Genomic DNA, 22,783 nt, shown 5'->3' with positions numbered 1-22,783 from the left:
CTGCCCTTTCCGTTCGTAGATGCGTCGAGGCGGCCCGGTGGGTGCCGGCCGGCTCAGCTGTACTGGTTGCGTCGCCGCATCCGCCACCAGCTGAGGCCCAGGGCGATCAGCAGCACTCCCGCACCCGCGGCGACCGACGTGGCGATCAGCGTCGTGCTGGTGTCGTCGCTGCTGGAGGCGGCCCCTCCGGTGAGCAGGTTGCCCGCGGCGTCCTTGGTCCCGGCGCCCTTGGCCAGCGGGCCACGGGAGCCGGACGTCGGCAGTGCCAGGTACGGGAAGGAGTGGCCGAACTTCTGGTCGTTCTCGTTGACCGCGTCGCCCAAGTCGTTCTTCTGACCGAGCAGTTCGCCCTCGACGGCCTGGAGCGCGATGTCCAGAACGTCGTCCGTCAGCCGCCGCCCGTTGGGGAATCCGGCGTTGTCGCCGTCCAGTACGCCAAGCCTCTTGGGCTCGGCCGTGGGCGGGACGGAGGTGTTGAGCCGCAGCGCCTCCGCCGGGCGGACGTGCGGCGGCTTGTTGAGCTTGTCGACGCCGGTCAGGAACACCGAGACCAGGTCGTTGCGCGGTTCGGCCGGGGCCTTGATCTTGTAGATGCCCTCGATCAGCTTCGGCAGCTCGGGCTGGGTGACGAACTTGAGGAAGTCACCGTCGTTCCACGGGTGGGACGCGTTGAACTTGTCCTTGTCCTTCACGGGGATGACGACCTCGTTGACCAGCGGCATACCGAGGCGGGACACCTGGGTCCAGTGACCGCTCGCACTCTTGCGCTGGGTGGTCGACCAGATGCCGACGATCGGCTGCTTCTCCGACTGCTGGATGTACGCGGTCGGCACCTGCAGCGCTATGGAGTTGACGCTGTAGCCCTTGAGCGTGTCGTTGCCGACCTCGGAGAGGTTGGCGCCGTAGAGCAGGTCGAAGACGCGCAGGTCGGCGAAGAAGGGATCGTCCGCCTGACCCGCGAACGCCGTGGATCCGCCGGGGATTTGGCGCACGGCGTGGTCGCGCAGTTTCTGGTAGTCCGGCATGGAGGCCTTGCCCACGTTCGACGGTGCCACCGGCAGATCGTCGGCGATCTTCGTGGTGTGCATCACATGCTGGTTCTTCAGCCTCAGCAGTTCGATGTCGTACGTCTGCGTGATGTTGAGGTCCGGGTCGTCGAGCGACGTGACGGGACCGGTGTTGTAGAGGAACGTATTGCCGTTCTTGACGTGGTCCTTGAAGGTCCACCGGTAGATCAGGTCACCCTGGGCGTCGCCGTCACTGTCGATGTGGATGTCGTACTGGGCGTCGTCGGCGAACTTGAAGAAGTTCGGGCCGCCGGCCGGTTCCTGGAACGGCAGCACGTTGGCGACGAGCGTGGTGGTGTCCGGTTTGTCGGGGCTGACGAACGCGTACACGTCGGTGTTGTCGTACTGGGGCTGTCCGGAGATCAGCGGGGCCTCGCGGTGGCTGGAGGCCCGGGCCGTCCCGGGCTCGGCGCCGGTCAGGCCGGAGGCCACCAGGGCTCCGGAGGCCAGCGTCACGCAGGTGAGTGCGGCGAGCCTGTTGAACCCCCGCCGCCCGCTGCTGCTGATTGCGGTCATCGAACCGTCCTTCGCGAGTGCTGGTCGTGCTTCGATGCCAGCCATTCGGTGCGGAGGGCCGTTCGGATTGGTCGACGGGGCAAGAATTTTTTCGCTGACGAACTGTCCAACTCGCCCTGGAATCAGATGCATTCGGTGATTATTCGTCAACCTTCGTACAGGTGTGGTGAATTCCGTGGCCGGAATACACGAGTGTCACGATGGAGCGATAGGGTTAACCTGCCCGGGCCGGGTGCCCTCGTACGGGTGGGGAGTGACATGGAACAGATAACGGTGCGCAGCAGGCCACGAGTGCCTGCGATCACGTGTGGGAGCAGTGCGACCAGCACGCGTCTCGACCGCCATCTCGCTGTGCTCGGCGGCCCTGCCGTCCCGCAGCACGAGGCAGCCGAGGCGACGTCGCTGATGCTCGAGCTCACCTCGCGTGATGTCGCGCACACCCGCAAGAGCAAGAGCGCGCGGGTGTCGCTCTTCGCACCGCTCCGGCGGCTGCGTCGCTCGCTCTTCGGCAGCCGCGGCTGACCCGACCACCAGGACGTCAGCTCGTACGCGAACGCGCTCAGGCGATCACACCGTCCCGGCGCAGCGCCGCTGTAGCCTCATCCGTCATCCCCAGGGCCTTCAGCAGTGCGTCGGTGTGCTCGCCGAGCGCGGGAACCGCGCCCATCCGTGCCTCCGCTCCACCCGGCAGGGTGATCGGCGGCAGCAGAGCCCGCAGCGGTCCGACCGGTGACTCCACTTCCCGCCACCGGTCCCGCGCCGCGAGCTGTGGATGTCCGGCCACATCCGCCACGCTGTTGAGCCGGGCACATGCGATGCCCGCCGCCTCCAGCCGGCCGATCGCCTCCTGAGTGCCCAGCTCCGCCAGCGCCTCGGTCACCACCGCATCCGTCCTCGCGCGGTTCGCCGTACGGGCGGTGTTGGTCGCGAAGACCGGATCCTCGCCCAACTCGGGCCGTCCGAGGACCTGTTCGGCCAGCCGCCGCCACTCCCGGTCGTTCTGCACCGACAGCAGTACCTGTCCGCCGTCGGCCGTCGCATAGGCGTCGTACGGCGAAATGACGGCGTGCGCGACCCCGGCGCGCGCCGGGGCTTCACCTCCGTGCATCCCGTAGTTCAGCGGATGCCCCATCCACTCGGCCAGTGACTCCAGCATGGAGATCTCCACCGGACCGCCGCGGCCCGTGGTGGCCCGCCGCAGCAGTGCCGCGAGCACACCGGAGAACGCGTACATCGCCGCCGCGATATCGGCCGCGGGAATGCCCGCCTTGACCGGCTGATGCGCGGTCCCGGTCACCGACACCAGGCCCGCCTCGCACTGCACGAGCATGTCGTACGCCCGCTTGTGCGCGTAGGGCCCCTCCGCGCCGTAGCCGGAGATGTCCACGGCGATCAGCCGCGGATGCGCCGCGCACAGCGTGGCGGCGTCCAGGCCGAGCCGCGCGGCCGCGCCCTGAGCGAGGTTCTGCACAAACACATCGGCGTCCGCGACGAGTTGCCGCACGATGTCGATGCCGCGCGGGTCCTTGAGATCGACGGCGAGGGACTCCTTGCCGCGGTTGCACCAGACGAAGTGCGAGGCGAGCCCGCGGGCGGCGGTGTCGTAGCCGCGCGCGAAGTCACCGCCGTCCGGACGCTCGATCTTGATGACGCGGGCGCCGAGATCCGCGAGCTGGCGGGTGGCGAAGGGCGCCGAGACGGCCTGTTCGACGGCGACGACCGTGATCCCGTCGAGCGGAAGGGGCTGATGGTTCATGACAGCCGTACCTATCGTGTACGGGCCACCTTTGTCACCCCCGGACCCTTCACCGGTCGTTCTGCGCGAAACGGCGTACGGCGAGCGGCAGGAACAGCGCCAGCAGCGCCAGCGACCAGCACAGCGCTCCGGGGACCGGATGGGCCACCGGCCAGGCCGCGTCCGCCGGCGGCCGGGCGTTGCCGAACAGATCCCGTACCGCCGCCGTCACCGCGGAGATCGGGTTCCACTCGGCGACCGTACGCAGCCAGGCCGGCAGATTGTCCGTCGGGAGGTACGCGTTCGACAGCAGCGGCAGCATGAACGTCGCGCCGCCCAGCTGGCCGGCCGCCTCCTCGCTCCGCGAGGCCAGGCCGAGAAGGATCCCGATCCAGGTGGTCGCGAAGCGGAACAGCAGCAACAGCCCGAAGGCGCCCATCGCTTCGAGCGGGCTCCCCTCGATCCGCCAGCCCATCGCGAGGCCGACGAGCAGCAGCGGAACCATCCCGACGGCGGTGGCCGGCAGATCGGCGACGGCCTGCCCGAGGGGGATCGCGGTCCGGCTCATCGGCAGAGTGCGGAAGCGGTCCATGACTCCGCGGTGGGAGTCCTGGGCGGCGGCGAACATCCCCGTCATGATGCCGTTCGCCGCGGTCGCCACCAGCAGTCCGGGCACCAGGAACGCGCGGTACTCCGTGCCCGGCATCGCCATCGCGCTGCCGAAGACATACCCGAAGAACAGCAGGAACACGATCGGCATCGTCTGCGTCATCACCATGATGGCGGGCGCGTGCCGGATTCGCCGGAGATGGCGGCCGAGTACGGCAGTGCTGTCGTAGACGATCGCGCTCATGCGACGAGCTCCTTGCGGTCGGTGAGGCGGAGGAAGACCTCATCCAGCGTGGGCGGGCGCAGACTGGCGTCGACGACCAGGACACCGGCCGCGTCCAGCTCGCGGACGATGCGCGGCAGGGTCAGCGTCGGGTCGGTCGTGACCGCCCCCACGGTGTGCCTCTCCGCGTCGAGGACCGGCTCCGAGCCGGTCAGCTGGTCGAGCACGGCCGCGGCGGCGGGCAGCCCCGAGACATGTCCGACGACAACCTCCGCGTAACTGCCGATCCTGGCCTTGAGACCGGCGGGCGTGCCGTGGTGGGCGGCCCGGCCCTCGTCGATCAGCACGATGTCGTCGGCCAGCCGGTCGGCCTCCTCGAGGTACTGCGTGGTGAGCAGCACGGTGGTGCCCTCGTGCGCCAACTCCCTTACGACGTCCCAGATTTCGCCCCTGCTGTGCGGGTCGAGACCGGCGGTCGGCTCGTCCAGGAACAGCACCTGCGGCCGGACGATCAGGCTTGCCGCGAGATCCAGCCGGCGCCGCATACCACCCGAGTACGTGCGGGCGGGACGGTCCGCGGCATCCGCCAGCTCGAACTGCTCCAGCAATTCGGCCGCACGAGACCTGGGCGCCCGCAGCAGCCGCGCGAACAGCCGCAGATTCTCCGCGCCGGTGAGATCGCCGTCGACCGAGGTGTTCTGCCCGGTGACGCCGATCAGGCGACGCACGGCCGCCGGATCGCGCCGCAGATCGTGCCCGGCGACCCGCGCGGTGCCCGAATCAGGCGTGAGCAGAGTCGTCAGCACCCGTACGGCAGTGGTCTTTCCGGCGCCATTGGGCCCCAGCACCCCGCAGACCGTGCCCTCCGGCACAGCGAGATCCAGCCCGCGCAGCGCGTGGACCTGACCGAACCGCTTCTTCAGACCTTCACTAAGTACAGCGTACGTAGTTGTCATGGTGCGACCTTACCCCACTGCGTACGCTGTACGTAACTAGGATGGTGGGCGAGGTGATGAATCCATGGCAGGCCGAGCGGCCGAACCGGGAGTGATCTGGGCGCGCCCCGAGCGCACGGGCCGTGGCCCGAAACCGGCGTACAGCCGCGCCGACATCGCGACGGCGGCCGTGCGCATCGCCGATGCGGACGGCATCGACGCGGTCTCCATGCGGAAGGTGGCGGGCGAGCTGGGCTGCGGCACCATGTCGCTCTACAACTATGTGCCGCGCAAGGAAGACCTGTACGAGCTGATGGTCGACGCGGTCAGCGGTGAGTACGAACTGCCCGACAAGTCCAGCGGCGACTGGCGCGCGGACATGCTGGCCCTCGCCCGCCAGACCCGGGCGATCATGCAGCGCCACCCCTGGCTGCCCCGGCTCATGTCGACGGTCTACGGCTTCAGCCCCAACGCCCTGCGCTATCTCGAGTCCTGCCTCCGCTGCCTGGACGGTCTCGACGCGCCGTACGGCACCAAGATGGAGCTGATCGCGACGGTCAACGGCTCGGTCATGACGTCGGTGGCCAACGAACTGGCCATCGCCGAGCGCAGTCGCGGGCTCCCGTGGTCCGAGGAACAGGAGCAGGCGGTGCGCGGCGCGTATCTGTCCCGCGAGGTCGCCAGCGGCGCGTATCCGCGGCTGGCGGCCGTACTCGGCGAGGGCGTCGGCCCGATCGACCCGGACGAGGTCTTCGACCGCGTGCTGACCCGGGTCCTGGACTCATTCGACCCTCACAGCAAGGCGAACTGACCCTCCGGTCCTTCTTCGTGATGGTCGAGCACGGAGGCGGGCCGCCGAGCCGCGGCGGACGGCGGCAGCACACTCCCGAGCTCGTCGCGGGTGATCTCCGCCCCTACCTTCAACTCCCTTTGCTGTTCCCGCAGTTCGCCCAGCAGTGCCAGCACGGTGATCAGCTCCAGCAGCTCGGAGGTCCACTCCTGCGGCCACGAGGCGGGCCGTATCGCGTCCAGCGTGCCGGCCTCGGCCCCGCCGGTCCGGCGCTCGAACCAGAGCTCCAGCACGCGTACGCCGGAGACCTCGAATTCCCAGGCTTCACGTGGCACGGGTGAGATGCGCCCGTCGCCGAGACTGAGCACCTCCTCCTCCGCGTCGTAGCCGATCGCACCCGGCCGGGCGGGCACGGCGGCACGGACGTACGGTCTACGTCCCCCGGGCAGCCGCGGCCGCGCTCCACCACGGGCCCCGCGCAGCTGGATCTCCATGATCCGACGCCCCAGCTCCACGCCGGTCAGCCACACCTGGGGGTCGGCCGGCAGGGGCACCACACATCCGGCGGGCGCCGATTCGGCGACGGCGAGAACCCAGGCGACCACCTCGTCGGCGTCGACCTCGCGCCCGTACGCGGACCTCAGCGCGGACAGCAGCCCCGGCGCGAGATTGGGCTCGAGCCCACCGGGCCGCCGGTAGAGCGGCCGGATCCGCCCGGGCCTCCCGGCAGGCGAGCGCCCGTCCGGCAGCAAGGCGGACACCACCACCGCGCCCTCCGGCGCACCTGTCACGTACCCCTGCTCGACGACGAACACCTGCTGCTGGTCGGCGACGCGCCACAACTCGGGGCGAGCCACGTCGATCAGCCGGTGGTCGGGTATGAGCCACTGCTCGTCGAAGGCCCCGTGCAACACCCGAACCGGCGCGGGACACCGCCCGTCCTCCCGGACCAACCTGCCGGTGCCGGTGGACTGGCCGGGCAACTGACTGACGGCACTCCGCGGCGTACGCGCCCGGGTGCACCCGAACAACGCGTCACGCTCGTCGGCCTCGGCCCCCACAAGAACATCCCACCGCGCCCTGAGGGAGGCAGCATCCGGGGCCATCACCCACTCGCGCCCCAGCCGCAACGGAGGCGCGCTCCAGGGCATCAGCTCATCGAGCATCGGCATGCGGACATCCTCCCCCTCACCATGGGCCCGTACCGCGGGGAATGGTAGTCGCGCCCGCAGGGGTCGTGTTCTGGACGTAAAGCGTCGCAACTCGCGCGAAGCGCGGTGAGGAAAGCAGTCCAGGACACGAGCCCCGGAGCGGCCCGCACCCGCGCCTGGCGGACCCGGCTGCCCCCCAGCGACCAAGGGCCCACACCTGCGCCCGAGCGGACTGGTCTGCCCCCAAGGGACCAAAGACCCGCACCCCGCGCCCCCGCGCCCCCGGCGCCCCGCACCGACCGCCCCCCGTGAGGATCAATCCGCGTCCACCGTCACCGAGAACGAGAACCTGTCCCCCCGGTACCGGATCCGCGCCACATCCACCACCCGCCCGCCCTCGTCGTACGTCACCCCCGTGTAATGCAGGATCGGGCTCAGCAACGGCACCCTCAGCAGCTCCGCCGTCGGCGGATCCGCCAGCCGTGCCTCCACCGTGTCCGTGATCCTGCTGATCCGCACGCCCCGTACATCCCGCAGCACCTTCGTCATCGGCCAGCGCTCCAGGTCGGCGGGGTCGAGCCCTGCCGCCACATCCGAGCGGACCGCGTTCTCCGCCCAGTTCGTCGGCTCACCGCTCTCCCCGTCGCAGCGCAGCCGCCTGTACATCACGACCTCCGCCGCCTGTGGGAAGTACTCCGCGAGCTCGCCCGGCACCGGCTCCGGCCCGTGCCCCAGGATCGTCGTCCGCTCGCCCGACTGCTGGGCCACGATCGCGTCGATCGAGCCCAGCAGACGCCTCGGCGCACCCCGCCACGCCCCTGGTTCGATGAATGTGCCACGCCGCCGGTGCCTGCTGATCAGGCCCTCCTCCTCCAGCTCCTTGAGGGCCTGGCGCATGGTCAGCACGCTGACGCCGTAGTGCGCGGCGAGCTGCTCCTCGGTGGGCAGCCGCAGCGACGCCTCGGGCGCTCGGCCGAGTATCGAGGCACGCAGCGACTGCGAGACCTGGTACCACAGCGGCAGCTTGCGGTTCAGGACCAGCGAGTCGGGGGCGAAGGAGGAGGTCACGGGGACTCCGTATCAGGACCGGCTGTCATTTCTGGGGGAGTATCCCTCAGATCCCCAATGGCGCTGGAGCCCCTGCCACACGTCGTCGTATCCCGTCTGCAGATGCCCCGCGCTCATCGCCTGCCCGGTCGCCGTCACCGGCCACCGTGTCTCGAACATGAACGCAAGCCCGTCGTCGATCTTCTGCGGCTTCAGTTCGGCAGCACTGGCCCGGTCGAAGGTCTCACGATCCGGCCCGTGGGCGGACATCATGTTGTGCAGCGACCCGCCTCCCGGAACAAAGCCCTCCGCCTTGGCGTCGTATGCGCCCTCGATGAGCCCCATGTACTCGCTCATCACATTGCGGTGGAAGTACGGCGGCCGGAAGGTGTCCTCGCCGACCAGCCAGCGCGGCGCGAAGACCACGAAGTCGACACCCGCGAGCCCAGGCGTGTCCGAAGGCGACGTCAGCACGGTGAAGATCGACGGATCCGGGTGGTCGTAGCTGATGGTGCCGAGCACATTGAAGCGCCGCAGATCGTAGACGTACGGAACGTGGTTGCCGTGCCAGGCGACGACGTCGAGCGGCGAGTGGTCGTACGTCGCGGCCCAGAGGTTCCCGCAGAACTTGTTGACGACCTCCACCGGCCGCTCCTCGTCCTCGTACGCCGCCACCGGCGCGAGGAAGTCCCGGGCGTTGGCGAGTCCGTTCGCACCGATCGGCCCCAGATCCGGCAGCTGGAAAGGCTGCCCGTAGTTCTCGCAGACATATCCGCGCGCGCTCTCGTCCAGGAGCTCCACCCGGAAGCGGACCCCGCGCGGAATCAGCGCGACCTCGCCGGGCCGGGCGGCGAGCAGCCCGAGCTCCGTACGGAGCAGCAGCCCACCCCGCTCGGGCACGATCAGCAGCTCTCCGTCCGCGTCGCTGAACACCCGGTCCGTCATGGAGGAGTTGGCGTGGTAGAGGTGCACGGCCATGCCGGTGCGCTGGGTCGTGTCGCCGTTGCCGCCGAGTGTCCACAGACCGGCCAGCCAGTCCGTTCCCGGCGCGGGTTCCGGCAGCGGATTCCAGCGCAGCCGGTTCGGGTCGGGCACGGACTCGGTGAAGGGTGCGCTGCGCAGCCCGCCGTTGTCGATGCGTACAAACGGCGGATGCGCCGCGGAGGGGCGGATCCGGTACAGCCATGAGCGGCGGTTGTGGGCGCGCGGCTCGGTGAACGCCGAGCCGCTCAGCTGCTCCGCGTACAGCCCGAGGGGCGCGCGCTGCGGCGAATTGCGTCCGTGCGGCAGTGCGCCCGGCACAGCCTCGGAAGTGTGTTCATTGCCGAAGCCGGGGGAGTGGCCAAGACTCTCGGCCGTCTTCCGCGCCTGCTCGATGCCGCTCATCGTCCGCTCCCCGGTGCTGAAGGATTCCTATGCATCACCGTAGGATTGCAGGGCCGCCCCCGTCAACGGGAACAGGGCGGCATGATGGACCGCGTGTCCCACGCCGGCCCCGCCCCGCATCTCCGCCGTATGCCCGTGCAGCAGCGCAGCGCCGATCGGCTCGCCCGGATACTGGACGCCTGCGCCGAACTCCTCGACGAGACCGGCTACGAGGACCTCTCCACCCGCGCGGTGGCTGCCAGAGCCGGTGTACCCATCGGCTCCGTCTACCGTTTCTTCGGCAATAAGCGCGCCCTCGCCGATGCCCTCGCGCACCGCAATCTGGACAGCTACGCCGAGCGCATCGGCGGCCGTCTCGCCTCGCTCCCGGCGGCCGACTGGCGCGGTGTCCTCGATGTCGTACTCGACGAGTACCTGGAGATGAAGCGGACCGTCCCCGGGTTCGCGCTGATCGACTTCGGCTCCCAGATCCCGGTCGGCACGCCCGCGACCGGGGCGAACCACCAGGTCGCCGACCGTCTCGCCGAGCTGCTTGCCGGTCATCTGGGCCGCGGTGCCGACGACGAGCTGCGCCGGACGGTCCTGGTCTCCGTCGAGGCGGCGGACGCGCTTCTGCAACTCGCCTTCCGGGTGGACCCGGCGGGGGACGAGGAGATCGTGGGGGAGACGCGGGAGCTGTTGCGCGCGTATCTGGCGAGGCTGCTGGACTGACGGCTGCTGTCCAGGGGCTCCGCTCCGGACCCGCTCCTCCATCTTCGGAGGGGCTGGAAAACCAGCCCGTCCGGCGATTGAGGACACGCCCGGAGGGCGTACACGGCTAGACCCCTCCCGCTCATGCATACCGGTCGGTATGCTCGGCCCTGAATCGCGCGCCACCGCCGTCGCCCCGGGGAGGGCCCATGTCCCGCACCAATGCCGCCCAGACCGCACCGACGGACAGCACCCCTGCCGCACCGCCCGAGGCGGCCCGTACCGCATTGCGCGTCTGTCCCCTTTGCGAAGCCACCTGCGGGCTGACCCTCACCATCGAGGGCACCCGTGTCACCGGTGCCCGCGGAGACCGCGACGACGTTTTCAGCCATGGCTTCATCTGCCCCAAGGGCGCGTCCTTCGGGGAGCTCGACGGCGACCCCGACCGGCTGCGCACCCCCCTCGTGCGCAAGGACGGCGAGCTGAGGGAGGCGAGTTGGGAGGAAGCGTTCGACGAGGTCGCGGCCCGGATCAGGCCGCTGATCGAGGAGTACGGGCCGAACGCCGTGGGCGTCGTCCTCGGCAACCCGAACGTCCACACCATGGCCGGCGCCCTCTATCCCCCCGTACTGCTCTCCTTGCTGCGCACCCGCAGCCTCTTCACCGCCAGCACCCTGGACCAGATGCCCAAGCATGTCTCCAGCGGACTGCTCTTCGGCAACGCCATCGCCATCCCCGTCCCGGACCTGGACCGCACCGACCATCTGCTGCTCCTCGGCGCCAACCCCTTCGACTCCAACGGCAGCCTCTGCACCGCGGCCGACTTCCCCGGCAAGCTCAAGGCACTCCGCAAGCGCGGCGGCACACTCACCGTCGTCGACCCGCGCCGCACCCGCACCGCTCAGCTCGCCGACCGGCACGTCCCGATCCGGCCCGGCGCTGACGCCCTGCTGCTCGCAGCCCTCGCCCAAGTCCTCTTCGAGGAGAAGCTCACCGACCTCGGGACGCTGGAGGCGCAGGTCGAGGGCCTCGATGAACTCCGGGAAGCCATAGCGGAGTTCACACCGGAAGCGGTCGCCGCCACTTGTGACATGGACGCGGAGGAGATCCGTACGATCGCCCGCGAGCTCGCCGCCGCACCCACCGCCGCCGTATACGGCCGCGTCGGCAGCAGCACCGTCGAGTTCGGCACCCTCGCCAACTGGCTCGTCGACGTGCTCAATGTGCTGACCGGCAATCTCGACCGCGCCGGCGGCGCGCTCTTCCCGCTCGCCGCCACCGACCGCGCCCCCCGCCCCGCCGCCCCCGGCAAGGGCTTCACGCTCGGCCGCTGGGCCAGCAGGGTCAGCGGCCACCCCGAGGCCAAGGGCGAACTGCCGATGGCAGCGCTCGCCGAGGAGATCGACACCCCCGGCGACGGACGGATCCGCGCGGTCATCTCCATCGCCGCCAACCCGGTGCTCTCCGCCCCCGACGGCGACCGCCTCGACCGCGCGCTGGCCGAACTCGACTTCATGGTCAGCGTCGACCCGTATCTCAATGAGACGTCCCGGCACGCGGATGTGGTGCTGCCCCCGCCGCCGCCCTCCCAGAGCGCGCACTTCGACTTCTCCTTCAACAACTTCGCCGTACGCAACCAGGCGCGCTACAGCCCGGCGGTCGTCCCTCTGGAGGAGGGCAGGCTCGGCGAGTGCGAGATCCAGGCCCGGCTGGTGCTCGCCGTGGCCGGCATGCACGGCGCCGCCCCGTCGGCCGTCGACGACATGGTCATCGAGAGCTCGCTCGCCAAGGCCGTCGCCGACCCGCACTCCCCGCTCCACGGCGGAGACCCCGAGAACCTGGCCCGTCTGCTCATCGGCAGCACCGGACCCGAGCGACGCCTCGACCTGATGCTGCGCATGGGGCCGTACGACCTCATCCTCGAGGATCTCCTCCAGAACCCGCACGGCGTCGACCTCGGCCCGCTGCAGCCCCGCCTCCCGCAGATCCTCAAGACCCGCAGCGGACGCGTCGAGCTGCTGCCGGAACCCGTCGCAGGCGATCTGCCGAGGCTGCGGCGCGCCCTCGACGAGCGGCCCGGCACACTCGTCCTCGTCGGCCGCCGCCATCTGCGCTCCAACAACAGCTGGATGCACAACGTCGCCACGCTCAACGGCGGCTCCAACCGGTGCACCCTCCAGATCCATCCCATCGACGCGGCCCGGCTGGGTCTCGAGGACGGCGCCCCGGTCCGTATCGGTGCGGACGGAGGAGAGCTCGAGGCGCCGGTGGAGATCACCGACACGGTACGGACCGGAGTCGTGAGCCTGCCGCACGGCTGGGGACACGACCGGCCCGGCACCCGGATGTCGGTGGCTGCCGCGCGTCCCGGAGTCAATGTCAATCAGCTGCTCGACGGCTCGCGGCTCGACCCGCTGTCCGGCACCGCTGTGCTCAACGGCTTCCCGGTCGAACTATCACCTGCGCGATGACCTGGGGTTTTGCTCGTATTGCTCACGCGTCAACATCTTGTTAACGGCAATTGGCGCCACCTAACGTCATCCGAACCGCCGCTCCGGTGGGAGTTCAAGGATGAACGTTAGGTGTCCCCCATGCTGACAATCCTCGGCTTTGCCATGATTGCGACCTTCCTGGTCCTGATCATGATGAAGAAGATGTCGCCGATCGCGTCGTTGGTCCTCATCCCCGCACTCTTCTGCGTACTCGTCGGAAAGGGCGCGCACCTCGGGGACTACGTCATCGAAGGCGTCGGCAATCTCGCCCCCACCGCGGCGATGCTGATGTTCGCGATCGTCTACTTCGGCGTCATGATCGACGTCGGCCTCTTCGACCCGATCGTCCGCGGCATCCTGCGCTTCTGCAAGGCGGACCCGCTGCGCATCGTGGTCGGTACGGCGGTGCTCGCCGCCATCGTCTCGCTGGACGGCGACGGCTCCACCACCTTCATGATCACCGTCTCGGCGATGTATCCGCTCTACAAGCGCCTCAAGATGAGCCTGGTCGTGATGACCGGTGTCGCCGCCACGGCGAACGGCGTGATGAACACCCTGCCCTGGGGCGGCCCCACCGCCCGTGCGGCGACCGCGCTGAAGGTGGACGCGGCCGACATCTTCGTCCCGATGATCCCGGCGCTCGGCGTCGGACTGCTCTTCGTCTTCGTCCTCGCCTATGTGCTGGGCCGGCGCGAGCGCAAGCGCCTCGGTGTGCTCACCCTCGACGACGTGCTGGGGACCGAGACCGCCACCGAGAGCGACACCGAGACCGAGACCGAGGCTGTGCTGGTCACGTCGGGCGGCGGCGCCGGCAACGGTACGAAGAAGAGCCTCACCGGTGGCACCGGTACGGGCGCCGACGCCGAACCCGCGAAGGCTGACGCAGACGACCGCAAGGACGGGACCGACGACAACGACGGGGACGACGAGGGCTTCCAGGGACTCGACCCGAACCGCGTCACCCTCCGCCCCAAGCTCTACTGGTTCAACGCCGGGCTCACCGTCGCCCTCCTCGCCGCCATGATCATGGAGTACCTCCCCATCCCGGTGCTCTTCCTCCTCGGCGCGGCTCTCGCCCTCACGGTCAACTTCCCGAATATGGCCGATCAGAAGGCCCGGGTCGCCGCCCACGCCGAGAACGTCCTCAACGTCGCCGGCATGGTCTTCGCCGCCGCCGTCTTCACCGGCGTCCTCACCGGCACCGGCATGGTGAAGCACATGGCTGACTGGCTGGTCGGCGCCATCCCCGAGGGCATGGGCCCGCACATGGGCATCGTCACCGGCCTGCTGAGCCTCCCGCTCACGTACTTCATGTCGAACGACGGCTTCTACTTCGGCGTTCTGCCGGTCCTCGCCGAAGCGGGCTCCGCGCACGGCGTCTCCTCGCTGGAGATCGCCCGCGCATCGCTGGTCGGCCAGGCCCTGCACATGTCGAGCCCGCTGGTCCCCGCCGTGTACGTCCTCGTCGGCATGGCCAAGGTCGAGTTCGGCGACCACACCAGGTTCACGGTCAAATGGGCCGCGCTCACCTCACTGGTGGTGCTCGGTGCCGGAGTCCTCTTCGGCATCATCTGATGGTGCCTGCTTCTCAAGAGCCCGGCAGGAGCTGGCTGCTGCGCCTCGTCATCGCCTTCGCTTTCGCGCAGGGCGCGGTGTCGATGGCACGGCCGGCCGTCTCCTACCGGGCTCTTGCCCTGGGCGCCGACGAGCGCGCGATCGGTGTGATCGCGGGCGTGTACGCGCTGCTTCCCCTGTTCGCCGCCGTACCGCTGGGGCGCAGGACGGACCACGGGCGGTGTGCACCCCTGCTGCCCATCGGTGTCGTCCTGATCTCCGGCGGGTGTGCCCTCAGCGGTACGGCGGTCTCACTTGCCGCGATGGCGGCCTGGAGCGGAGTGATGGGCCTCGGCCATCTCTGCTTCGTCATCGGTGCCCAGTCGATCGTCGCCCGCCAGTCGGCCCCGCACGAACAGGACCGCAACTTCGGGCACTTCACCATCGGCGCCTCGCTCGGCCAGCTCGTCGGACCGATCGCCGCCGGGTTCCTGGTCTCCGAACAGGACGGCGCCATGGGCCGTACGAGCGCACTCGCCCTGGTCGTCTCGGCGGCCGTGGCGGCCGTCTCCTTCACCTCGCTCTGGCGCATCGAGCACCGCAGCACCGGCCGGCCGGCCCGCGAACCGCGGTCCAAGGTCCCCGTACACCGCATTCTGCGCACCCGCGGCGTACCTGCCGGGATCTTCATCAGCCTCGCCGTGCTCTCGGCCACCGACATCCTCACGGCCTATCTGCCGGTGATCGGCGAGCACCGCGGTATCGCCCCCGCCACCATCGGTCTGCTGCTGAGCCTGCGCGCGGCGGCGACCGTCGCCTGCCGCCTTGTGATGACGCCGATGATCCGGCTGCTGGGCCGTACGATGCTGATGACCGTGACCTGTCTGCTCGGCGGTCTCCTGTGCGCGGGCATCGCGCTGCCCGTCCCGGTCTGGGCGCTCGCCGTGATGCTCGCTGTCCTCGGCTTCTGCCTGGGCGTCGGTCAGCCGCTGTCGATGACGACGGTCGTCCAGGCCGCCCCGGAGGAGGCGCGCTCAACCGCACTCGCCCTGAGGCTGACCGGAAACCGCCTCGGCCAGGTCGCCGCTCCCGCTTCCGCCGGACTGGTCGCGGGGATCGCGGGCACGGCCGCGCCGTTCGTCATGCTGGGCACGCTTCTGCTGGTCGCGGCCGGATTGGGCGCCCGGCGGTCAACCCACCCGGCGGAGACCGGGGTTCGCGACGGACGAGACCATGGCCGAGGTCGTCTCCTGGTGACGGACGGCTCCGTACAAAGAGCCCACCCCCAACCTTCGCGCGAAACATTCCCCGACGGGGAGTAGTCGGCTAGTTTCAGGCGTCTCAGTCGCTCCTCCTCTTCTCCTGGCGGAACCATATGAGTCGCGCCATTTCACTGCACAGCGTCAGCAAGAGGTACGGACGCGCCACCCGTGCCGTCGAACGCTTTTCCCTCGACATCGAGCCGGGAGAGTTCGTGGTGCTGCTGGGCCCCTCGGGCTGCGGCAAGTCGACCGTGCTGCGCATGATCGCCGGCCTCGAGGACATCACCGAGGGGGAGTTGCTGCTCGACGGCGAGTACGCCAACCACATCCCGCCCCGCGACCGTGCGATGGCCATGGTGTTCCAGAACTTCGCGCTGTATCCGAGCATGACGAACCGCGAGAACATCGGCTTCCCGCTGCGACTGGAGAACCCCCGCCTGGACAGCGGCCCGCAGGTCGAGGCCACCGCCCGGATGCTCGGTATCGAGGACGTCCTCGACCGCTATCCCAACCAGCTGTCCGGCGGCGAACGCCAGCGGGTCGCGATGGGCCGGGCCATCTCCCGGCGGCCGTCCGTCTTCCTGATGGACGAGCCGCTGTCCAACCTCGACGCCAAGCTGCGCAACCATCTGCGCGCCGAAATCTCGCAGCTCACCGCCGAGTTGGGCGTGACGACCGTCTATGTCACGCACGACCAGGCCGAGGCGATGTCGCTCGGCGACCGGGTCGCGGTGATGCGGGGTGGCGTGCTGCAGCAGGTGAGCACTCCGCGCGAGACCTACGCCCTGCCGGAGAATGTCTTCGTCGCCGCGTTCATCGGCACCCCGCGCATCAACCTGCTGCAGGCCGTCGTGTACGCGCCGCTGGACGGCCGTATGTCGATCGACCTGGGCAAGCAGCGGCTGCCGCTGCCCGAGCCCCTCAGCATCGACCACCAGCTGCTCCGTATCCAGCAGGGCCGGCAGATCATCGTCGGCCTGCGTTCCGAGGCGACCCGGATCGCTCCGCCGAGCCAGGCGCGCCCCGGCGAGGTCGCGCTGACCGGGATCGTCGAGCACATGGAGTACCAGGGGCACGAAGCGCTGGTGTACTTCAAGACCGGATCGCAGCCCGCGGTGGTGGCCGATCTGGAGTCGCCCAAGCCGCAGCCCACCGCGCGCCGGCGCCGGGGCAGAAGCGGCGGCGGCCCGAGCGTCCTGACCTGGCTGAAGGAGCGTGCGGCCGCGCATGTCTCGGGTCCTGTCGTGGTGCTCGACGACCCGGAACCGGCACCGGAGCCCGCCGCTCCCGCGTACGAGCGTCAAGCCGGTTCCGTGAGCGACCTGGTCGTCAGGACCGGCCCCGACGTCCGGCTGCGTACCGGCGCGCAGGTGCCGCTCCTGGTCGACCTCGCGCATCTCTACGTCTTCGACCACCAAGGACGACGGATCTGTCCCGCTCCCCCCGACCTCCTCGGGCTGGACGCCTGACACCTGCGGCGGTCTCCTCACCCCGGGTGCCCCTGGCGCCCAAAAACTAACACCGCTAGTTTGGGGTCCGGACGACTACCGCAGGTTCTGGAGGAGTGCGATGAAGGCTCACGACGGCATGTATATCGGCGGCCAGTGGCGGCCGGCCGCCGGACCCGACACGATCGCGGTGGTGAATCCGGCGGACGAGCAGGTCATCGCCCATGTCCCGGCCGGTACGGCGGAGGATGTCGACGCCGCCGTACGCGCCGCCCGCGAGGCCTTCCCGGCCTGGGCCGCCACCCCGCCCGCCGAACGCGCGGCGCGGATCGCGGCGCTGCGCGACGTACTCGTGGCCCGAAAGGACGAGATCGCCCAGACGGTCACCGCCGAACTCGGCGCACCCCTCGCCCTCTCGCAGATGGTCCACGCGGGAGTGCCGGTCCTGGTCGCCGGCTCGTACGCGGAACTGGCCGCCTCCTACTCCTTCGAGGAGAAGATCGGCAACTCCACCGTGCTGCTGGAGCCGGTCGGTGTGGTCGGCGCCATCACGCCCTGGAACTACCCGCTGCACCAGGTCGTCGCCAAGGTGGCCCCGGCCCTCGCTGCGGGCTGCACGGTCGTACTCAAGCCGGCCGAGGACACCCCGCTGACCGCGCAGCTCTTCGCCGAGGCCGCGCACGAGGCCCGCCTGCCCGCCGGAGTGTTCAACCTGGTGACCGGCCTCGGCCCGGTCGCCGGCCAGGCACTCGCCGCGCACGAGGGTGTCGACCTGGTCTCCTTCACCGGCTCCACCGCGGTCGGCAAGCAGATCGGCGCGACGGCCGGCGCCGCTGTCAAGCGGGTCGCCCTGGAGCTCGGCGGCAAGTCGGCCAATGTCATCCTGCCGAGCGCCGACCTGGCCAAGGCCGTCAGTGTCGGCATCGCCAACGTCATGTCCAACTCCGGCCAGACCTGCAGCGCCTGGACCCGGATGCTGGTGCACAAGGACCAGTACGACGAGGCGGTCGCGCTCGCGGCCGCCGCGGTCGCCAAGTATGTGCCGGGCGAGCGGGTCGGCCCGCTGGTCAACGCCAAGCAGCAGCAGCGCGTACGCGGCTATATCGAGAAGGGCGTCGCCGAGGGCGCCCGCCTGGTCGCGGGCGGCCCCGATGCCCCGCACGAGACGGGCTACTACGTGAGCCCGACCGTCTTCGCCGATGTCACCGAGGACATGACCATCGCGCAGGAGGAGATCTTCGGTCCGGTGGTCTCCGTACTCAAGTACGAGGACGAGGAGGACGCGCTCCGTATCGCCAACGGCACCGTCTACGGTCTCGCGGGCGCGGTCTGGGCCGGCGACGAGGCGGAGGCCGTCGCCTTCGCGCGCCGGATGGACACAGGACAGGTCGACATCAACGGCGGCCGCTTCAACCCCCTTGCACCGTTCGGCGGCTACAAGCAGTCCGGCGTCGGCCGCGAGCTCGGCTCGCACGGTCTGTCCGAGTACCTTCAGACCAAGTCCCTCCAGTTCTGAGCCGGGAGCCTCACGCATCATGGTCCGCGCCGCCGTACTGCCCGCCGTCGGCTCTCCGCTGGAGATCACCGACATCGAACTGCCCGAGCCGGGCCCCGGCAGGGTGAGGGTCCGCCTCGCCGCCGCCGGGGTCTGCCACTCCGATCTGTCCCTGTCCAACGGCACCATGCGCGTCCCCGTCCCGGCCGTCCTCGGGCATGAGGGCGCCGGCACGGTCGTCTCCGTCGGAGAAGGTGTCACCCATGTCGCCCCCGGCGACGGTGTCGTCCTCAACTGGGCGCCGTCGTGCGGGAGTTGCCACCACTGCGGGATCGGCGAGGTGTGGCTGTGCGCCAACGCGCTCACCGGCGCCGCAAGCGTCTACGCCCGTACCGCCGACGGCACCGAACTCCACCCCGGCCTGAACGTCGCGGCCTTCGCCGAGGAGACCGTCGTCGCCGCGAACTGTGTTCTGCCGGTCCCGGACGGCGTTCCGCTCGCCGATGCCGCCCTGCTCGGCTGCGCGGTCCTCACCGGCTACGGCGCCGTCCATCACTCCGCCCGAGTCCGTCAGGGAGAGTCGGTGGCGGTCTTCGGTGTCGGCGGCGTCGGCCTCGCCACCCTCCAGTCCGCCCGTATCGCCGGCGCGGCGACGATCATCGCCGTCGATGTCTCCCCGGAGAAGGAGTCACTCGCCCGCGGGGCGGGCGCCACCGACTACGTCATCGCCTCCGACACCACCGCCAAGGAGATCCGTAAGCTCACCGGCGGCCAGGGCGCTGACGTCGCCATCGAGTGCGTCGGCCGGGCCGCCACCATCCGCACCGCCTGGGACTCCACCCGCCGCGGCGGCCGCACCACGGTGGTCGGCATCGGAGGCAAGGACCAGCAGGTCAGCTTTAACGCACTGGAGATCTTCCACTGGGGCCGTACGCTCTCCGGCTGTGTCTACGGCAACAGCGATCCGGCCCGTGACCTGCCCGTCCTCGCCGCACACATCCGCGCCGGACGCCTCGACCTGAGCTCCATGGTCACCGAGCGGATCGCGCTCGACGGCATCCCCGCCGCCTTCGACAACATGCTCGCGGGCAAGGGGGGACGAGCCCTGGTCGTCTTCTAGATCCCGCTCCCGCAGCACCCCGGCCGCCCGTGCGCGGCCGGGGTGTCGGTGCTGCCCTTTCACCCCTCGCTCACGGGTCATGATCAAGTAAAAACTCCTGGTGCGCGAACCGTTGACCTCCATACCACCCGGTCGGTACGTTCCCCGCACTCCTCGTCCCCGCACCCATCGGAGTGTGCACAGCATGGACACGGCCGCACAGCTCACCGGCGCCACGACGCCGGCCCCCGCCGACCCGAACCGACGCAGGGTGGCCACCGCCGCCGCCCTCGCCTCCGCCGTCGAGTGGTACGACTACTTCGTCTTCGGTATCGCCGCGGCTCTCGTCCTCGGCGACCTCTACTTCCCCTCCGGCAGCTCCTCGGCCGGCGTGCTCGCCGCCTTCGCCACCTTCGCGGTCGGCTTCCTCGCCCGGCCCGTCGGCGGGATCATCGCGGGCCAGCTCGGCGACAAGCACGGCCGCAAGCCGATGCTCGTCCTCGCGCTGACCCTGATGGGCGTCGCCACCACCGGAATCGGCCTCCTCCCGACGTACGAGACGATCGGCATCGCAGCGCCTGTGCTGCTCGTGCTGCTCCGCGTGGTCCAGGGCATCGCGGTAGGCGCCCAGTGGGGCGGCGCGATGCTGATGGCCACCGAGTACGCCCCCGAGGGCAAGCGCGGGCTGTACGGCAGCCTGGTCCAACTCGGCGTCCCCATCGGGGTGGTGACCGCCAACACGGTCTTCCTGGTCGCCGGTGCCGTCACCAGTGACTCGACCTTCGCCGCCTGGGGATGGCGGGTCCCGTTCTTCGTCGGCTTCCTCGTCCTCGCCCTCGCCTGGTTCATCCACACCCGGGTCGAGGAGACGCCCGCATTCCGCGAGGCCGAACAGGCCCTGGCCGCACAGGAGAAGAACGAGTCCCGCTCACCGCTCCGTACGATCCTGCGCAAGCACCTCGGCACGGTCTTCCTGGCCGGTGGTTCCTTCGCGGTCAACACCGCGACCTTCTACATCATCATCACCGGCGTGCTCGACTACGCGACCCGCGAACTCGAGATGAAGCGCAGCGCCGTGCTCACCGTCTCGCTCTGCGTCAGCCTCACCCAGCTGGCGCTGATCCCCGCGGCCGCAGCCCTCTCCGACCGCATCGGACGGCTGCGCATCTACGCCGCGGGCGCGGTCGGCCTGCTGGTCTGGGCGATCCCGATGTTCCTGCTGATCGACACCAAGTCGCTGCTCTGGCTGGGCGTCGGCACCTTTGTCACCAGCTGTTTCCTCAGCATCATGTACGGGCCGCAGGCGGCGCTGTTCGCCGAACTGTTCACCGCCGAGATGCGCTACACCGGAGCCTCGCTCGGCTACCAGATCGCCGCGGTCTTCGGCGGCGGCCTGGCCCCGTTCATGATGGTCCTGCTGCTGGAGGCGACCGGCACCTCGATGGCCGTCGCCGGCTACATCATCGGCCTCGCGGTGATCGCCCTCGTCTCGATCAAGATCCTGGCTTCACGGGCCGCCGCCCGGGACTGAGCCGACCCTCCTTCCCGTCCTCTCCCCCTCCCGCCGCCGGCTTCCGCGCCCGGCCGCGGGAGCGGGAGACCGCCACACCGGCCAGGCACAGCGCGCCCCCTGCCAGCGTCAGCCCGGCCGGCACCTCGTCCAGCGCCAGCCAGGACATCAGGACGACCAGTGCGGGGACGGCGTACGTCGTCGCGCCCATCCGTCCCGCCGTCGTACGTGCCAGGGCGTAGGCCCACGTCGTAAAAGCCAGCGCGGTCGGGAACACGCCGAGGTAGACCATGTTGAGCGTTGCCGACAGGGGCGCCCGGCTCGCCTCGTCGACCAGCTGCCCGACGAACGGCAGACAGGCCACCGCCCCGACCAGACAGCCGAACGTCGTCACCTGCAGTGCGCTCGCACGGGCCAGCGCCGGCTTCTGCCCGACCACCCCGGCCGCGTACCCCACCGCAGCCAGCAGACACAGCAGCACACCCAGCGTCGAGGCGCTGCCCTCGCCCGACATCGAGAGCCCCACGGTCACCGCTCCCGCGAACGACACCGCCATCCCGGCCAGCAGCCGCGGCGGCAGCGCCTCGCCCAGCAGCCGTGCGCCGAGCAGCGCGATGAGGATCGGCCCGATGTTCACCACCATCGCGGCCGTACCCGCGTCGACCTCCTGCTCACCCCAGTTGAGCACCACCATGTAGACGCCGAACCAGAGCAGCCCCGAGACGGCGATCCCGGGCCAGGCGGCGCGCGGCGGCAGCCCCTCGCGCCGTATCAGCAGAAAGACGCCGAGTACGAGGGACCCGGCGAGCAGCCGTCCGAGGGCGAGTGCGCCGGGAGAGTACGCCCCGCCTGCGCTGCGGATCGACACAAAGGCCGAGGCCCACAGCAGGACGGTGACGCCGGCCGCGGCCAGCGCGGGCCACTGCGGGCGGGGGGCGGGGTGCGCGGGGTTCGTCATGGGGCGACCGTACGTCCCCGACCCTTCGGCGCTCACCGCAATATCTCCGGCTCGATGCCGAGCAGTTCGCCCAGCGCCAGCTCGCCGTCCGCGGTCACCTTCACCGCACGCTCGGACCCGATCCGTACACACCAGCCCGCATCCAGCGCGTGCCGGCACAGCTCCGCCCCGGCGATCCCCGCGAGATGCGGTTTGCGCTCGGTCCAGTCCAGGCATCCTCGTACGAGCGGACGTCGCCCCCGCCGCTGCAGCTCGATGCCCAACTCCCCGAACCAGGCCGCCCCTTGATCGGTCAGCGCGAACCCGGTGTCCTGGCGCAGCAGCCCGCGTACGGTCATGGCCTGCGTGATCGCGATTCCGAGCCGCCCGGCGAGATGGTCGTAGCAGGTCCGCCCGCGCGCCATGGCGCTGCGCGCACTGGCCACCCGCAGTGACCGCGGTGCCGGATCGGCTGCCGGCGCGGCATACGAGGCGAGCTCCTCGACGAGATGCGCGACGCGTTCGTCGGCAAGGCGCACATACCGGTGCCGGCCCTGCCGCTCCTCGGCGAGCAGCCCGCCCGTGACGAGCTTGCCGAGATGCTCACTGGCGGTCGACGCCGCGACTCCCGCATGCCGTGCGAGCTCGCCGGCGGTCCAGGCCCGCCCGTCGAGCAGTACAAGACAGAAGGAGGCGCGGGTCTCATCGGCGAGCAGCGCGGCGAGTGCGGCCAGGTCTCCGGATTGCATGACTCCAGGATCGGCCATTCCTCCTTCGGCAGCGGCCGAACTGTCCCGGTGCATCCGGTATGGGGGGCGCCTGGACCGGGGCGCGCCG

General features: G+C 70.2%; 19 protein-coding genes. 10 read left to right on the top strand and 9 right to left on the bottom strand.

The annotated features are described in order from the left end of the window. Window positions 1-53 precede the first annotated feature (53 nt). Window positions 54-1,583 carry a DUF4331 domain-containing protein gene (locus tag ACFWDI_RS24965; RefSeq protein ID WP_385306980.1) on the bottom strand — a complete coding sequence of 510 codons (1,530 nt, stop codon included), beginning with the start codon at window positions 1,581-1,583 and terminating at the stop codon, window positions 54-56. Between the two features lie 258 nt (window positions 1,584-1,841). On the opposite strand from ACFWDI_RS24965, the gene ACFWDI_RS24960 reads away from it, so the two are divergent. Next, entirely contained in the window at window positions 1,842-2,105 is a 264-nt protein-coding gene (locus tag ACFWDI_RS24960) for a hypothetical protein (protein WP_327322529.1), read from the top strand. Window positions 2,106-2,142: 37 nt separating this feature from the next. Here ACFWDI_RS24960 and ACFWDI_RS24955 read toward each other — a convergent pair whose 3' ends face one another. The 3 genes from ACFWDI_RS24955 to ACFWDI_RS24945 are packed head-to-tail and all read right to left on the bottom strand — an operon-like array spanning window position 2,143 to window position 5,106. Continuing rightward, window positions 2,143-3,339 carry a CaiB/BaiF CoA transferase family protein gene (locus ACFWDI_RS24955; RefSeq protein WP_385306978.1) on the bottom strand — a complete coding sequence of 399 codons (1,197 nt, stop codon included), beginning with the start codon at window positions 3,337-3,339 and terminating at the stop codon, window positions 2,143-2,145. Window positions 3,340-3,388: 49 nt separating this feature from the next. After that, the gene (locus tag ACFWDI_RS24950) at window positions 3,389-4,171 is read right to left on the bottom strand and encodes an ABC transporter permease (RefSeq protein WP_385306976.1); all 783 of its coding nucleotides are present in this window, start codon (window positions 4,169-4,171) and stop codon (window positions 3,389-3,391) included. Continuing rightward, window positions 4,168-5,106 carry an ATP-binding cassette domain-containing protein gene (locus ACFWDI_RS24945; protein ID WP_385306974.1) on the bottom strand — a complete coding sequence of 313 codons (939 nt, stop codon included), beginning with the start codon at window positions 5,104-5,106 and terminating at the stop codon, window positions 4,168-4,170. Before ACFWDI_RS24945 ends, ACFWDI_RS24950 begins: the two co-directional genes overlap by 4 nt. A gap of 64 nt (window positions 5,107-5,170) precedes the next feature. Here ACFWDI_RS24945 and ACFWDI_RS24940 point away from each other — a divergent pair, with 64 nt between their 5' ends. Continuing rightward, complete coding sequence (locus ACFWDI_RS24940; RefSeq protein WP_385306972.1) at window positions 5,171-5,896, top strand: TetR/AcrR family transcriptional regulator; 726 nt, start codon at window positions 5,171-5,173, stop codon at window positions 5,894-5,896. On the opposite strand, the gene ACFWDI_RS24935 is transcribed toward ACFWDI_RS24940, so the two are convergent. From ACFWDI_RS24935 to hmgA, 3 genes are all read right to left on the bottom strand, one after another. After that, window positions 5,878-7,047: a type ISP restriction/modification enzyme gene (locus ACFWDI_RS24935; RefSeq protein ID WP_385306970.1), complete on the bottom strand. Its 1,170-nt coding sequence runs from the start codon at window positions 7,045-7,047 to the stop codon at window positions 5,878-5,880. The genes ACFWDI_RS24940 and ACFWDI_RS24935 overlap by 19 nt on opposite strands. A gap of 294 nt (window positions 7,048-7,341) precedes the next feature. After that, window positions 7,342-8,094, bottom strand: a complete 753-nt coding sequence (locus ACFWDI_RS24930) for a GntR family transcriptional regulator (protein ID WP_327322523.1) — start codon at window positions 8,092-8,094, stop codon at window positions 7,342-7,344. A 12-nt stretch (window positions 8,095-8,106) separates the two neighbouring features. Beyond that, the gene (gene hmgA, locus ACFWDI_RS24925) at window positions 8,107-9,459 is read right to left on the bottom strand and encodes a homogentisate 1,2-dioxygenase (RefSeq protein WP_385306968.1); all 1,353 of its coding nucleotides are present in this window, start codon (window positions 9,457-9,459) and stop codon (window positions 8,107-8,109) included. A gap of 84 nt (window positions 9,460-9,543) precedes the next feature. Between hmgA and ACFWDI_RS24920 the strand changes: the two genes are divergently transcribed. The 8 genes from ACFWDI_RS24920 to ACFWDI_RS24885 all read left to right on the top strand — a co-directional run bounded on the left by ACFWDI_RS24920 (window position 9,544) and on the right by ACFWDI_RS24885 (window position 21,030). Further along, a complete protein-coding gene (locus tag ACFWDI_RS24920) occupies window positions 9,544-10,170 on the top strand; it encodes a TetR family transcriptional regulator (protein WP_385307108.1) in 627 nt (208 codons plus the stop codon). Window positions 10,171-10,358: 188 nt separating this feature from the next. Then, window positions 10,359-12,620 (top strand): molybdopterin oxidoreductase family protein, encoded by a 2,262-nt coding sequence (locus ACFWDI_RS24915; protein WP_385306966.1) that lies wholly within the window; start codon window positions 10,359-10,361, stop codon window positions 12,618-12,620. 120 nt (window positions 12,621-12,740) lie between these two features. Further along, on the top strand, window positions 12,741-14,216 hold the full coding sequence (locus ACFWDI_RS24910) for a CitMHS family transporter (protein ID WP_385306964.1): 1,476 nt from the start codon (window positions 12,741-12,743) through the stop codon (window positions 14,214-14,216). Then, window positions 14,216-15,517, top strand: a complete 1,302-nt coding sequence (locus ACFWDI_RS24905) for an MFS transporter (RefSeq protein WP_385306962.1) — start codon at window positions 14,216-14,218, stop codon at window positions 15,515-15,517. Before ACFWDI_RS24910 ends, ACFWDI_RS24905 begins: the two co-directional genes overlap by 1 nt. 53 nt (window positions 15,518-15,570) lie before the next feature. Then, the gene (locus ACFWDI_RS24900; RefSeq protein WP_385306960.1) at window positions 15,571-16,926 is read left to right on the top strand and encodes an ABC transporter ATP-binding protein; all 1,356 of its coding nucleotides are present in this window, start codon (window positions 15,571-15,573) and stop codon (window positions 16,924-16,926) included. Window positions 16,927-17,026: 100 nt separating this feature from the next. Next, window positions 17,027-18,421, top strand: a complete 1,395-nt coding sequence (locus ACFWDI_RS24895; RefSeq protein WP_385306958.1) for an aldehyde dehydrogenase family protein — start codon at window positions 17,027-17,029, stop codon at window positions 18,419-18,421. Between the two features lie 19 nt (window positions 18,422-18,440). Further along, entirely contained in the window at window positions 18,441-19,520 is a 1,080-nt protein-coding gene (locus ACFWDI_RS24890; RefSeq protein WP_385306956.1) for a Zn-dependent alcohol dehydrogenase, read from the top strand. A 184-nt stretch (window positions 19,521-19,704) separates the two neighbouring features. Continuing rightward, window positions 19,705-21,030: an MFS transporter gene (locus ACFWDI_RS24885; RefSeq protein WP_385306954.1), complete on the top strand. Its 1,326-nt coding sequence runs from the start codon at window positions 19,705-19,707 to the stop codon at window positions 21,028-21,030. Here ACFWDI_RS24885 and ACFWDI_RS24880 read toward each other — a convergent pair. Continuing rightward, window positions 20,993-21,967 carry a DMT family transporter gene (locus ACFWDI_RS24880; RefSeq protein WP_385306952.1) on the bottom strand — a complete coding sequence of 325 codons (975 nt, stop codon included), beginning with the start codon at window positions 21,965-21,967 and terminating at the stop codon, window positions 20,993-20,995. The genes ACFWDI_RS24885 and ACFWDI_RS24880 overlap by 38 nt on opposite strands. A 32-nt stretch (window positions 21,968-21,999) precedes the next feature. Then, window positions 22,000-22,695: an ArsR/SmtB family transcription factor gene (locus ACFWDI_RS24875; RefSeq protein WP_385306950.1), complete on the bottom strand. Its 696-nt coding sequence runs from the start codon at window positions 22,693-22,695 to the stop codon at window positions 22,000-22,002. Between the last annotated feature and the right edge of the window lie 88 nt (window positions 22,696-22,783).

This window comes from Streptomyces sp. NPDC060064 (genome assembly GCF_042736455.1).
Taxonomy (GTDB): Bacteria; Actinomycetota; Actinomycetes; order Streptomycetales; family Streptomycetaceae; genus Streptomyces.
The sequence above is the reverse complement of the archived record's forward strand: the minus strand, read 5'-3'. Positions and strand labels throughout refer to the sequence as shown.